Source organism: Fodinicola feengrottensis, from assembly GCF_010993775.1.
In the GTDB taxonomy this organism is placed as follows: Bacteria; Actinomycetota; Actinomycetes; order Mycobacteriales; family HKI-0501; genus Fodinicola; species Fodinicola feengrottensis.
The window spans coordinates 56050-68880 of record NZ_WOTO01000014.1 but is presented as its reverse complement, the minus strand read 5'-3'; the positions used below and the strand labels follow the sequence as shown (position 1 = coordinate 68880).

Genomic DNA, 12831 nt, shown 5'->3' with positions numbered 1-12831 from the left:
CAGCCGTCTAATGTCAGCGTCCGGGCATCGGTAACCACCAGACTGGCGCACACTGAGTGTGACCAGTGCAACTCGCGGCGCAACAGGTGCAGGGGAGGCCGGATATGGCTGAATTTGTACAAGGCGGGAAGATCACTACCAATCGAACACTCGTTCCCGTTCGCTTGGACAACATGCCCTGGGCGAAATTCCACTGGATGGTGCTGATAACACTCGGCGTCAGCTGGATCCTCGACGGACTCGAGATTCAGTTCGCCGGTGCCATCGCCACCACCCTCGAACTTCCCACCACGCTGCATCTGCATCCCGGCCAATTCGGCATCACCACGTCGATCTACCTGGCCGGCGAGGTCGTCGGCGCCCTCGTCTTCGGCCGGCTCGCCGACAGCCTGGGCCGCCGAAGACTGTTCCTCATCACCCTCGGCCTCTACCTGGTGTTCAACGGTCTCGCCGGGTTCTCGTTCGACTTCTGGTCCCTGGCCGTTCTCCGGTTCATCGCCGGCATGGGCATCGGCGGTGAATACGCGGCGATCAACTCGGCCATCGACGAGCTGATACCCGCCAGATTCCGCGGCAGAGTGGACATCGCCGTCAACGGCACCTACTGGGCCGGCGCCGCCATCGCCTCGGCGGCCAGCCTCGCGCTGCTGGACGAGAAGATCATCCCAGTCAACGTCGGTTGGCGGATCGGGCTGTTCATCGGACCGCTCATCGGTGTCGTCGTCTGGATGCTGCGGCGGCGGATCCCGGAGAGCCCGCGCTGGCTGATCTCGCACGGACGCGCTGAGGAAGCGGCCAAGATCGTCGACGACATCGAGCAGGGCGTACGGGCAGCTGGCAAGGAAATCCCGAAAGTCGACGAGAGCAAGGCCATCGAAGTCCGCAACTACCCACCGGTGACCTATCTCGAGATCACCAAGATCATGCTGGGAAAATACCGAAAGCGATCTGTACTGGGTTTCACTCTCATGACGACCCAGTCGTTTCTCTACAACGCGATCTTCTTCACCCAGGGCCAGGTCCTCGGTAAATTCTTCGGTGTTGCTCCTGACGCACTCGGTTTCTTCTTCTTTCCCTTCGCAGTAGGCAATTTACTTGGCCCCCTCCTGCTCGGGCCGTTCTTCGACACCATAGGCCGTCGAAAACTCATCAGCAGCACGTACATAGTCTCCGGCGTGCTGCTCGTCGCCAGCGGTTACCTGTTCTGGATTGGCGCGCTGAACGCCACCACGCAGGCCATCTTCTGGTCGGTGATCTTCTTCATCGCCTCGGCCGGCGCCTCTAGCGGCTACCTGACCGTCAGCGAAATCTTCCCGCTCGAGCTGCGGGGCCAGGCGATCTCGTACTTCTTCGCAATCTCACAGCTCTGCGGCGGTGTTGTCGCGCCCGTTCTCTTCGGCTACCTCATCGAGCTGGGGACTAAGGACGTTCACCATCTCGACCGAACACCGTTATTCTGGGGCTTCATGATCGGAGCCATTCTGATGATCATCGGCGGAGTCGTCGAGGCCTTCATCGGAGTGGATGCCGAGGGCAAGTCCCTGGAGGAACTCGCCACCCCGCTGTCCGCGGTCACAGCTGCTAGCACTTAAGCGCGGCTATTGCTCGACCGTACGGCCGGTTCCGACACTTTCGGGACCGGCCGTACGAGTTACGGCATTCGTGAGTCAAGCAGGCGATCTATGCCAGATTCTCCACTAGTCGGCGCGGGCAGCCAGTCAATCTCCTTCAGCAGAATGGCTGCCTGTCGATCGCAGTTGGCCGCCGTGGACTCCCTACCAGCGCGCCGATGGAGCTCGGCAAGCGTGGACAGGACGGACACCTGGCCAGGTCGATGGTCCGTCGGCGCGTACAAGGTCTCGGCCGTCTCGGCCGCCGCGACTGCTTCAGCGAACTGGCCATCACCCAGGTAGAGCGCCGCAAGAAGTCCGTACGCCTTTCCTTCAATGACCCGGTAGCCACGGCCCGCAAGAAGCTCAAGGACCTCACTCACCACCGCTGGCTCTCGCAGAACGGCTGCCACCCCAAGCATCGCCGATGTATAGACCGAGAAATCGACGACATCGTCGCCGTGCTGCAGGATGGTCTGATAGGCATCCATCGCCTTACTTTCGTCCCCTAGCAGATGGTGCGCTCGTCCTAATGCGAGTGACACGTAGTCTTCCAGCCCCCGGTCCTTGATCTCCCGAGCCAGCTGACGCGCCGCCTGTGCAGTAGCTCGTGCCGACTCGGCACGACCGCTGTCGGAGTAGACGAGTGAGAGGGTGGCAAGGCTGCGCGTTTCATGATAGCGACTCGCCACCGACCTACTCGCCTCGATACTGGCAACCAGGTCCTCGAGCGCGCGATCAAAGAATCCAAGGTTGCGGTAGGCGTCACCCCTGGTCTCCAGAAGAAGCTCGAGCGGACTAATTGCTGACCCGTGACATTGATCAATAGTCCGCGTCAATTGGCTGACCGCCTGCCGCAGTCGGCCCTGGTCGATATATGCGAATGCCAAATTGTTCCGAGCGATGACCTCTGTCGTCCATCGCGGCCCTGTCCGCACAACGCGCAATGCTTGAGTCAGTTTGGCAACGCAGGCACCAAGATCACCTCTGATCTGGTCCACCAAAGCCTGGCTGAGCAGCGCGACCGCCGCACCGGCTCGCCAATCGGAAAGTTGCGCATTCTCGGCCGCACGGCGAAAACCGTTCGCAGCCCCAGTGATGTCGTGTGCGGCATAGAGCGCCAGCCCACCCTGGCTGAGGTACATCGCTGCCCGGCCGGCAGGGTCGGCCGCGCGCTCGGCCGCAGCGAAAACCGGCTTGTACGGCTACATCCCACTCCGGCACCAGACGGTGGTAGACGAAATGCCCTCGCAATACGTCGGCGAGCAGCCAACTGTTGGGAAGGTCACGAACATTTGCCTCCTGTGCGAGCGAAACAATGTTCGCGAATTCCTTTTGCAGCCAACTCGACGCCACCTCGGGCTCGTCGAATGCGGGTATCTCCACGGGTTCAACCCCGGACGGCAGCCTGGTCATCGCATAAATCAGGTCGGAGGCACTACCCGCACGGCCGAGATACCAGTTGAACAGCCGTACCACCGCGGCCTGCTGTTCTTCGGGTATTTCCGCTCTATTCAGATAGCCACGGGCATGGGCCGTGAGCAGGTCGTGCATCGAAAATCGGTCGGGCCTGTGTTCGCTCACCAAATAGGCAGCGGTGAGCGTGCGCAGCAGGCTGCGAACCTCCGCCAGAGGTCTGGCAATCAGTGCCCCGACCGCCGGAGCGGAGATATCCGCGCCAGGAACGAGAGCGAGGAGACGATAGCAGCGTTGGGCCTCCAGCGAAACTCGTGAATACGACAGGTCGAAAGCGGTCGCGACCGTCGCCTGTTCGTCACCGTCGACGATCAGGGCATTCAGCGGGCCGAGATAGGCCATCTCCTGAAGGTAGCCTCCGACCGTCATATTCGGGCTACGGCACAGGTGTGCGGCGGCAACCCTGAGGGCCAACGGGAGATATCCACAAGTACGGGCCAACACCTGCACTTCTTCATGCTGTCCGGCAATCTGGGTGGTGCCGATCGAATTTTCGAGGAGGACGTGGGCTTCCTCAGGGGACAGCACCTCAAGATCCAGGCGCAGAGCCCCATCCCGCGCGGTCAGTCCGTCCAGGCGCTCACGGCTGGTGATGACAACGGTGCAACCACCAGCACCCGGAAGGAGCTGACGGACCTGGTCGGCGGACTGGGCGTTGTCCAAAACGATAAGAATCCGGCGGCCCGCAAGCATCGAACGATAGAGCGCGGACGCCTCGTCGCGATCCGCCGGAATCTCGTCCGGCGGACATCCGAGCGCTCGTACGAACCGGTGCAACGCCTCCACCACCGTAACCGGCGTTTCCCTGGAATATCCTCGTAGGTCAACGAAGAGCTGACCGTCCGGATAGTCTTTCACCACCTGATAAGCCCAATGCACCGCAAGGCTGGTTTTGCCCACTCCTCCTGGGCCGGACATCACCAGGACCGGAGAAAATGTCGGAAGAGCCTGGGACGGCAACGCGTAGAGAGTTTTCAGTTGTTTCGCGCGGCCGGTAAAGGCAATGACGTCCGCTGGCAACTGCGCCGGTACGGCAGTAGCCAGCCGCAGCTGCCTCGCCGCGGCTGGAACTGCACCCCGCAGAATCTTCACCAGGCACTCGGTGAGAACCGAACCGGGATCGACTCCGAGCTCCGTCCGCAAATGTTTGCGGACGCGCTCGTAGGCCTCCAGTGCGTCAGCCTGACGTCCGCTGGCCGCAAGAGCCTGCATCCAGGCGGCTTGCAGTGGCTCGTCGAGGAAATATTCGTCTATCAGCGGATCGAGAACCCTGACCGCATGATCGGCTTCTCGGGAGCGGATCAATGCCTGAGCACAGGCGTTCGCCGCATCGAGGCGCTGCCGCACCAAACGTGCGACCACAATTGGATCCTGGCTGTCCGGCGGCACATCCGCCAAGGCCCGCCCGCGCCACAAACCCAGCGCCTCCAAAAGCTGGTCCGCCTGATCATGCGGATAGTCGGCAGTCAGCTCCCAAAAACGGGCAACGTCAATCACGCCGGTCACTTCAAGGACATAGGTCGAGCTGGAGCGCTCCAGTCGTACGGTGTCGCCGACGGAATCGCGGAGCCATTGGCGGATGCGGTGGATGGTGACCGTGACGGTTGAGCGCTCGGCGGTGGCCGCGCGGGAACCCCAGACCGTGGTGAAGAGTTCAGAAGACGAAAGGCCAGCGGGACCCGCCAGCGCCAACGCGGCTAAAACAGCACGAAACACACCAGATGGCGGCGAAAGAAATTCGCCGCCGCGCTGAAGGCCGACCGGGCCGAGGACGAGAACATCCACGCCCGGGTCAGGTTGTCCCACCGTCATACCTGGCCCCGTCTGTAGCCGCCCTGCGGCCCCAGTTTGTCCCACTATTTCACACTCGGCAACAAGATGTAGCCGAAATGTAGCTGACCTCAGGCCACCATAGGCACGGCACGTTTGCAATGGGAAACGGGGGCAAACGTGCCAGAGACCCCGGGGCCGGCGTTCGGGTAGCAGACACCACCACCTGCCAAGACCTGAACGCCGGCTCCGGCTATCCCACCGGGCGCAGGTCCAGACCGAGGTCGATAGCGGGTGCGGAATGCGTCAGCGCGCCGACCGACACGTAGTCCACGCCGGTTTCCGCGTACGAACGGACCACATCGAGGGTCAGACCACCGGAAGCTTCCAATCGAGTCGACGAGCCGCTGTCGTTGCGGCGGCGAACGGCGGTCGCGCATTCGGAAGCGGTGAAGTTATCCAACAAAACCAATTCGGCGTCAGCGGCCAACGCCTCGTCGAGCTGCTCCAATGAGTCGACTTCCACTTCGCAGGAAAGCCGCGGGGCATGTGCCCGTACGGCTTCCAGCGCGGCCGTCACCGAGCCGGCGGCCACAATGTGGTTGTCCTTGATGAGAATCGCATCGCCGAGGCCGAACCGGAGATTCAGACCGCCACCGCACCGCACCGCATATTTTTGCAGAATGCGCAGCCCCGGAACAGTCTTGCGGGTGTCTCGGACGGCACAGCCGGTGCCCGCCACGGCGGCGACCCAAGCGGCTGTCAGGGAAGCGACGCCGGAGAGCTGGCAGACCAGGTTCAGCATTGTTCGCTCAGCGATCAGCAGTGCACGAATTTCGGCCTCAACGACCAGGACGGGTTTACCAGGTTCCAACTGGCTGCCGTCGGTCTCCGCGGAGAGTACGGAGAATCCGCCGCCAGCGACCTCGGAAAGCACCGCCAGCGCGACCGGAATACCGGCCAGCACACCGGGCACCCGCGGGGTTAGTTCGGCGATTCCCTTGACACCTGCCGGCACGGTCGCCTCGGTGGTCGCATCGCCACCGTACGCCAAATCCTCCGCCAACGCGGTCCGTACGACCCGATCCACCTCAGCCAGGTCCACCCCAGACGCGGTCATCCCACTCCCTCCAAAAGCCGATTTTCGGCCGGTACGACAAACCCAGCCGGGTCCATTACGAATTCCAGGCTGTGCCGCCAACTTTCGCTGCTGCCCGGATAGTCGGTACGCAGGTGGCAGCCGCGACTTTCGGTACGGGCAAGGGCCGCGGTGACAATGGCGCGGGCCGTCAGTGTCATGCCGGCATCTCCGTCCACTGTGGACTGGCCCAACGCATCCACGGCGGTTGCCAGCCCAGTGGCGTCGCGCCCAATGCCGACGTAGCGGCTCATGGTCGTACGCAACTTGTCAACGGCCACACCGAAAACGTCACGATCGTCGGCTACATATGAACGTAACGACAAAGCAGGAAGATCGGCATGCACTGCGCGCGCTACCCGCTCGCCGACCACCAGTCCTTCCAACAAACTGTTGGAAGCCAACCGGTTCGCGCCATGCAGTCCCGTACGCGCGACTTCGCCGGCCGCATAAAGACCGACCACGTCCGTACGACCGTCCACTGTGGTCACCACGCCACCGCAGCTGAAATGCGCGGCCGGCGCGACCGGAATGGGCTCGATCACCGGATCGATGCCAGCGGCTCGACAGGACGCATAGACAGTGGGAAACCGCCGGACGAAATGGTCGCGGTCCAAATGTGTGGCGTCCAGAAGCACGTGCTCCGCCGAAAGTTCGGCGAGCCGACGAACAATCCGACCGGACACCACGTCTCGCGGCGCGAGATCGCCCAACGGGTGAACGCCGGCCATCACCAGTTCACCAGCAGTATCAACCAAAACAGCGCCCTCACCGCGCATCGCCTCGGTGATCAGCGGAGCCCGACCGGTCGCGCCAGTGTGCAGCGCGGTCGGATGGAACTGGACGAATTCCAGGTCCGCCACCCGGGCTCCAGCCCGCAGCGCGAGCCCGATGCCGTCGCCGGTGGCCTGCTCCGGATTCGAGGTGACGCTGTAGAGCTGCCCCAATCCGCCGGTGGCAAGCAAAACAGCAGGAGCCGACACGACACCCGGCCGACCGGAGCCGTCCGACACCGCGAGGCCGGCAACGCGGCCAACAGCGTCGGTCAGTACGGACGTGACCAGGTGCCGTTCCAACACCGGCACCGAAGCCTTCCCAGCGGCCTCTACGAGCGCGCGCTCCACCTCGGCACCGGTCGCATCGCCGCCCGCGTGGACGACCCGGAAGGCCCGGTGACCGCCCTCGCGCGTACGCGCCCAGGTGCCGTCGGAGGCGAGGTCGAAGCGGGCGCCGGAAGCGAACAGACCGCGTACGGCCGCCGGCCCGTCGGCGAGGATCGCCGCGGTGGCGGCCTGCTCGGCCAGGCCGGCGGCCGCGGTCATGGTGTCCGCGACGTGCGCGGCGACCGAGTCCTCGGGCGTACGCGCGCCGAGATCGTCCGGCAACACGACCGCGACGCCGCCCTGGGCCCACCCGGTGCTGCCGTCGGCAATGCCCGCCTTGGTGACCACCAGCACTCTTACGCCCAGCTCCTGCGCGGCGATAGCGGCTGTCAAGCCGGCCACCCCGCTGCCGACGACCACCAGGTCGGCGGACGCCTCCCAGCCGGTCATTCGGCACCACCGGGCTGGCCGATTTCGATCATCCGCTGGACGGCCGTACGTGCCGCCGCCGCTGTCTCCGGATCCACGAGCACCTCGTCACGGCGTTCGCGCAGGCAGCGAAGCAGTTTCTCGGGCGTGATCATCTTCATGTACCGGCAGCTGGCCTGCGCGTTCACCGGCTGGAAGTCGACGCTCGGGGACGCCTGCCGGAGCTGGTGCAGCATGCCGATCTCGGTGGCCACCAACACCGTGCCACCGGTCGTACGCCGAGCCGCGTCGAGCATTCCGCCGGTGGACAGGATCTTGACCCGCTCAGCCGGCACCAGGCCCTCGCCGGCCAGGTAGAGCGCGGAGGTCGCGCAGCCGCATTCGGGGTGGACGAACAGCTCGGCGTCCGGGTTGGCGGCCGCGCGCGCGCGCGGCCAGCTCGTCGCCGTTGATGCCGGCATGTACGTGGCATTCGCCCATCCAGATGTGCAGATTCTTCCGACCGGTGACCCGTCGTACGTGCGCGCCGAGGAACTGGTCCGGCAGGAACAGCACCTCGCGGTCAGCCGGGATCGACTCGACGACCTCGACCGCGTTCGAAGACGTACAACAGATGTCCGTGAGCGCCTTCACCGCAGCGGTGGTGTTCACGTACGACACGACGACCGCGTCCGGATGCTCGGACTTCCAGTCCCGCAGCTGGTCAGCGGTGATCGAGTCGGCCAGCGAGCAACCGGCGTTCGCGTCCGGGATCAGCACGGTACGTTCCGGAGCCAGGATCTTCGCGGTCTCGGCCATGAAATGGACGCCGCAGAACACGATCACGTCGGCGTCGCTGGCGGCCGCGATCCGGCTGAGCGCGAGCGAGTCGCCGGTATGGTGCGCGATGTCCTGAATCTCCGGCACCTGGTAGTTGTGCGCCAGGATCACCGCGTTCGCCTGTCTTGCTAGCTCCCGTACTTCATCACCCCAGGTCGTCGGAATTCGACTGAGAGTCGATAACTGTGCCGACACGTGCGCCTCCTCGAAGATGCCCGGCGAGGCCATTGCGCGTTAACGTCCGCCGGGGTTTTCGACTACTAAGCGAAAACTGTGAGCGATAGTATCACCGCCGTGGAACATGAGGTACTGGCCGCGGTGCTCCAGGTCCGTACCCACGTGCTGCAGGTGCTGCTCTGGCAGCGGGCCCGAAAACCGGACGCCGGCCGGTGGTCGTCGCGCCCCGGTGGGCGGCTCGGTCCGGACGAGGACGTGGAGCACTCGATTCGCCGTCAACTGGCCGAAAAAGTGGACGTACGACAGCTCAGCCACGTCGAGCAGCTGTCCGTTTTCAGCGCCCCGGATCGCCGCCCGGACACCCGGATGGTGGCCACCGCGTTCCTCGGTCTGGTGCCTTCGCACGTCGACCCGGCTGTGCCCGAAGACACATCCTGGCACCCCGTCGACCGGCTGCCGGAGACCGCTTTCGACCATCGCGCGATCGTCGAGCGAGCCCGCGGCCGGCTGCGCGCGAAGCTCTCGTACACGAACATCGGCTTCGCCATCGCGCCGCCGGAGTTCACGATTTCCGAGCTGCGTACGCACTATTCGGCCGCGCTGGGCTACACCGTGTCGGCCACCAACCTGCAGCGCGTACTAGCCCGTCGTGGCGTGCTGGAGCCGACCGGCGAGACGGCCCCGCCGGGACGGGCCGGCGGACGGCCGGCCGCACTGTTCCGGTTCGCCGCCGGCGGCCTCGAGGTGACAGACCAGTTCGCCGTTCTGCGACCGCCGGCCGGACCGTACGCGCGCAGCAGCGTTCGCTAGCAAAAGCCCTGATGATCACTCGGTAAATCGTTATATCGGCCGATGTAGGTCAGAGTGCTTTTGAAACCTTGATTGGCATTGCGTAGCTGCCTAGGCTCTCGTCGGTTAAGCCGCGAAGAAGCGGGAATTTTCCGGGTTGTCGTCACCACTTCTGACAACGTTGTCATATCGGGAAAAGGATCACCGATGTCGAGACGTAGCAGTTTGGCAAGACTCTCCATGGCCGCGGCGGTGGTGCTGGCCACCGCCACGCTGGCCCCGACCGCCGCGAGCGCGGCCGCCCCCCCCAAGCCCGTCACCGACCCCGCCTCGCTGGTCAACCCGCTGATCGGCACCTCAGGGGCGGTCAACACCTTCCCCGGCGCCGACATGCCGGTCGGGATGCTGCAGTGGAGTCCGGACACCTCGCCGCACCGCACCCAGGGCGGCGGGTACGAGTACAACGACAGCCAGACCCGCGGCTTCAGCCTCACGCACATCTCCGGCCCCGGCTGCGACGCGTACGGCGACCTGCCCATTTTGCCGACTATTGGCGCGATTGGCGACAATCCGGGCGCCGCGACCGCGAGTTTCTCGCACATCAGCGAGACCGCGCAGGCCGGCTACTACGCAGTGAGCCTCGGTTCGGGCGTACGCACCGAACTGACCGCGGCCACCCGGTCCGGCATCGGCAAGTTCACCTTCCCGCGTACGTCCCAGGCGAACCTGCTGCTGAAGGCGCGGGACAGCGCGAGCACGGTGGACGGCGCGCGCAGATCCAGGCGGTCAGCGACCACGAGGTCACCGGCTCGGTCACGTCCGGTCATTTCTGCGGCCAGGGCACCGACATGGAAACCGACTACACCCTGCATTTCGACATTGTTTTCGATCACCCCTTCAAGAGCGCCGCGACTTGGGACCAGGCCGCCACCGCCGCCTCCACCGACGCGGCTCCGGTGCCCGCGGGCGCTGCCACCAAGCCCTTCCACAGCGGCGCGGCCACCCCTCGTACGTCCATCCCGGCCACGCCCGCGCCGCGCGCACACAACGTCAAGGCAGCCCCGAAAGCGGCCGCGGCCGGCCCCGGCGGGCTGGCGTTGTCCTGGGACGCGACCAAGACCCCGACGATCACCGCCCGGGTCGGGATCTCCTTCACCAGCGACAAAAATGCTTCCGCGAACCTCGCGTCGGAAATCCCGAAGTTTACTTTCGACGCGGTACGCAAGGCCAACCACGCGGCCTGGAACAAATACCTGAACAAGATCCAGATCAGCGGTGGAACAGTCGCTCAGCAGGAGCAGTTCTACACCGCGCTTTACCACGCTTTGCTGCATCCCAACGTGTTCAGCGATGTCAACGGCGAATATCTGGGCTTTGACGGCAAAGTCCACAAAGCCGCCAAGGGCCACGCGCAGTATGCCAACTATTCCGGTTGGGACATCTACCGCTCGCAGGTCCAGCTCGCGGCCGTGGTCGCACCACAGGAAGCCAGCGACTGGGACCTCAGCGCTGAATGACTACGACCAGTCCGGCCGGCTGCCCAAGTGGTCACTGGCCAACGGCGAGTCGTACGTGATGGTCGGCGACCCGGCGGACGGCATCATCGCCGGCGCGTACGCCTTCGGGGCCCGCGACTTCGACAAGAAGCACGCGCTCGACGCGATGGTGGCCGAAGCCACCCAGCCGAACCAGATCCGGCCCGCACAGTCCACTTTGGACAGCAAGGGCTACATCCCGTACGACGGCCAATACGCCTGCTGCAACTTCTACGGCCCGGTTTCCACCCAGCAGGAGTACGACATCGCGGACTACGCGATCGCGTCGTACGCGAAATCGCTCGGCGACACCGCGACGTACCAGAAACTCGCCACCCGCTCGCAGAACTGGCAGAACGTTTTCAACGTCGGCTCCGGATATCTGCAGGCCCGCTACGGTGACGGCCAGCTTGTCCCGGGCTTCTCGCCGGGCACCGGCAGCGGTTTCGTGGAAGGCACCTCGGCGGCGCAGTACACGCCGATGGTCAACCACAACCTGAAGGCGCTTATCGAGGCACACGGCGGAAACGACTCGTACAACAAGTATCTCGACAGCCTGCTCACGAATCTGAGCAACCCGAGCGCGACCTCCGCGGACCTCAGCAACGAGCCGAGCATCGAGATTCCGTGGGAATACGCGTACACCGGCGCGCCCTGGAAGACGCAGGCGGCCGTACGCGCGGCGCAGCAGGAACTCTATTTCGACGCTCCGGTGGGATCTTTCGGCAACGACGACCTGGGCGCGATGAGTTCCTGGTACGTGTGGTCCGAGCTCGGTTTCTACCCGGAGACCCCGGGCACCTCGACCCTGGTGCTGGGCAGCCCGGTCTTCCAGAAGGCCGTGATCACCCTCGCCAACAACAAAAAAAGTCACCATCACCGCGCCGAACGCGGCGGTTGACGCGCCGTACGTGAACGGTGTGACGGTGAACGGCAAGAAGTCGGACAAGCCGTGGCTGGACTTCTCGTCCCCTCACCGGTGGCGCCACCATCAACTACGACCTTTCCACCATCCCCAACAAAGTCTGGGGCTCGGCGCCGGCGGACGCGCCGCCATCGGACGGCACCGGACAGCGCGGCCTGTTCACCGCCGCGTCGCCGGCCGGGAACCTGATCGTCCAACCGGGTGCCACCGGCACCGCGAACGTGCGGGCCACCAACATCACCGACAAGGCGATCACGGTGAACTGGACCGGATCGGCGGCTTCCGGGCTGACGGTCACCCCGGCCAGCGGCACGTTGACGGTCGCCGCACACTCGTCCGCCAAACAGGATGTGACGGTCACCGCCGGCGCATCCGAGGGACGATTCCCGGTCAGCTTCGCGATGACCTCCAGTGACAACCAGCCGGTGCTGCCGTCCAGCGTGGCGGTCGCGGTCGCCAAACCCGGCTCGATTTGGCCCTACTTCAGCAACTCCGGTCGTACGAACGACGGCCAGAAGGTCGGCGGCAGCTACGACTCCAGCGGCTGGGCGTATTCGGCGACGGCCCTGGCGGCGGCCGGCGTGACCGGCGGCGCGACCGTGACCGCCGGCGGGGTCAGCTTCCTGTTCCCGGACCAGCCGGTCGGGCAGCCGGACAACATCGAGGCGGCCGGCCAGACCATCGCGGTCAACGCCCCGGCCGGCGCGAAGTCGATCGGGCTGATCGGGTCGGCGACCAACGCTGGCAGCGCCGGCGCGACCGGCACGATGACCGTCACCTTCACCGACGGCAGCACGCAGCAAGTCGCGGTCGGGTTCAGCGACTGGACACTGGGCGCCAACAGCTACCCGCCGCTGGCGGGGAACCTGACGATCGCGAAGACGCCGTACCGGAACGGCACGGACGGTGGCCGGCAGAACATCAACACGTACCTGTTCGCCGTCACCAACCCGCTGACCGCCGGCAAGACCGTCGCCAGCGTCACGCTGCCGATGGCCACCGGCGGCAACATGCACGTCTTCTCCATCGGCTTCGGCCAGTAACAGAGCCCAAAGAGAGG

11 protein-coding genes and 2 pseudogenes are annotated in these 12831 nt (G+C 64.9%); 6 read left to right on the top strand and 7 right to left on the bottom strand.

The annotated features are described in order from the left end of the window. Nucleotides 1-197: 197 nt before the first annotated feature. Nucleotides 198-1592, top strand: a complete 1395-nt coding sequence (locus GNX96_RS15105; RefSeq protein WP_279580406.1) for an MFS transporter — start codon at nt 198-200, stop codon at nt 1590-1592. 59 nt (nt 1593-1651) lie between these two features. Here GNX96_RS15105 and GNX96_RS15100 read toward each other — a convergent pair whose 3' ends face one another. The 5 genes and pseudogenes from GNX96_RS15100 to nadA form a co-directional block, all read right to left on the bottom strand. Then, entirely contained in the window at nt 1652-2611 is a 960-nt protein-coding gene (locus GNX96_RS15100; RefSeq protein WP_279580405.1) for a hypothetical protein, read from the bottom strand. Then, the gene (locus tag GNX96_RS15095; RefSeq protein ID WP_279580404.1) at nt 2592-4892 is read right to left on the bottom strand and encodes an AfsR/SARP family transcriptional regulator; all 2301 of its coding nucleotides are present in this window, start codon (nt 4890-4892) and stop codon (nt 2592-2594) included. The genes GNX96_RS15100 and GNX96_RS15095 overlap by 20 nt, the downstream gene beginning before the upstream one ends. Before the next feature lie 217 nt (nt 4893-5109). Beyond that, the gene (nadC, locus tag GNX96_RS15090; protein WP_163568570.1) at nt 5110-5976 is read right to left on the bottom strand and encodes a carboxylating nicotinate-nucleotide diphosphorylase; all 867 of its coding nucleotides are present in this window, start codon (nt 5974-5976) and stop codon (nt 5110-5112) included. After that, nucleotides 5973-7547: an L-aspartate oxidase gene (locus GNX96_RS15085; RefSeq protein ID WP_163568569.1), complete on the bottom strand. Its 1575-nt coding sequence runs from the start codon at nt 7545-7547 to the stop codon at nt 5973-5975. Before GNX96_RS15085 ends, nadC begins: the two co-directional genes overlap by 4 nt. Next, nucleotides 7544-8573: pseudogene (gene nadA / locus GNX96_RS15080) on the bottom strand (quinolinate synthase NadA). Before nadA ends, GNX96_RS15085 begins: the two are co-directional and overlap by 4 nt. Nucleotides 8574-8630: 57 nt before the next feature. Between nadA and GNX96_RS15075 the strand changes: the two are divergent. Then, nucleotides 8631-9332: an NUDIX hydrolase gene (locus GNX96_RS15075; protein WP_163568635.1), complete on the top strand. Its 702-nt coding sequence runs from the start codon at nt 8631-8633 to the stop codon at nt 9330-9332. Here GNX96_RS15075 and GNX96_RS51985 read toward each other — a convergent pair. After that, nucleotides 9329-9682, bottom strand: coding sequence for a hypothetical protein (locus GNX96_RS51985; RefSeq protein WP_279580402.1), 354 nt, complete (start codon nt 9680-9682; stop codon nt 9329-9331). The genes GNX96_RS15075 and GNX96_RS51985 overlap by 4 nt on opposite strands. A 19-nt stretch (nt 9683-9701) precedes the next feature. Here GNX96_RS51985 and GNX96_RS63585 point away from each other — a divergent pair. The 3 genes and pseudogenes from GNX96_RS63585 to GNX96_RS63575 all read left to right on the top strand — a co-directional run. Further along, a pseudogene (locus GNX96_RS63585) lies at nt 9702-10402 on the top strand (hypothetical protein); the annotation flags it as partial. A gap of 6 nt (nt 10403-10408) precedes the next feature. Next, nucleotides 10409-10828, top strand: a complete 420-nt coding sequence (locus GNX96_RS63580) for a glycoside hydrolase domain-containing protein (protein ID WP_163568567.1) — start codon at nt 10409-10411, stop codon at nt 10826-10828. Next, nucleotides 10728-11747: a glycoside hydrolase domain-containing protein gene (locus GNX96_RS63575; RefSeq protein ID WP_163568566.1), complete on the top strand. Its 1020-nt coding sequence runs from the start codon at nt 10728-10730 to the stop codon at nt 11745-11747. The genes GNX96_RS63580 and GNX96_RS63575 overlap by 101 nt, the downstream gene beginning before the upstream one ends. Nucleotides 11748-11841: 94 nt before the next feature. Here GNX96_RS63575 and GNX96_RS51970 read toward each other — a convergent pair whose 3' ends face one another. Continuing rightward, nucleotides 11842-12003, bottom strand: coding sequence for a hypothetical protein (locus tag GNX96_RS51970; protein ID WP_279580401.1), 162 nt, complete (start codon nt 12001-12003; stop codon nt 11842-11844). Here GNX96_RS51970 and GNX96_RS15050 point away from each other — a divergent pair. Then, a complete protein-coding gene (locus tag GNX96_RS15050; RefSeq protein WP_279580400.1) occupies nt 11993-12814 on the top strand; it encodes a hypothetical protein in 822 nt (273 codons plus the stop codon). The two genes, GNX96_RS51970 and GNX96_RS15050, sit on opposite strands and share 11 nt — an antisense overlap. Nucleotides 12815-12831 lie beyond the last annotated feature (17 nt).

What these genes read in the sequence shown, in the direction of transcription:
- GNX96_RS15105 (WP_279580406.1), top strand. Translation starts at nt 198, where the DNA reads ATGGTGCTGATAACACTCGGCGTCAGCTGGATCCTCGACGGACTCGAG.
- nadC (WP_163568570.1), bottom strand. Translation starts at nt 5,976, where the DNA reads ATGACCGCGTCTGGGGTGGACCTGGCTGAGGTGGATCGGGTCGTACGG.
- GNX96_RS15085 (WP_163568569.1), bottom strand. Translation starts at nt 7,547, where the DNA reads ATGACCGGCTGGGAGGCGTCCGCCGACCTGGTGGTCGTCGGCAGCGGG.
- GNX96_RS63575 (WP_163568566.1), top strand. Translation starts at nt 10,728, where the DNA reads ATGCCAACTATTCCGGTTGGGACATCTACCGCTCGCAGGTCCAGCTCG.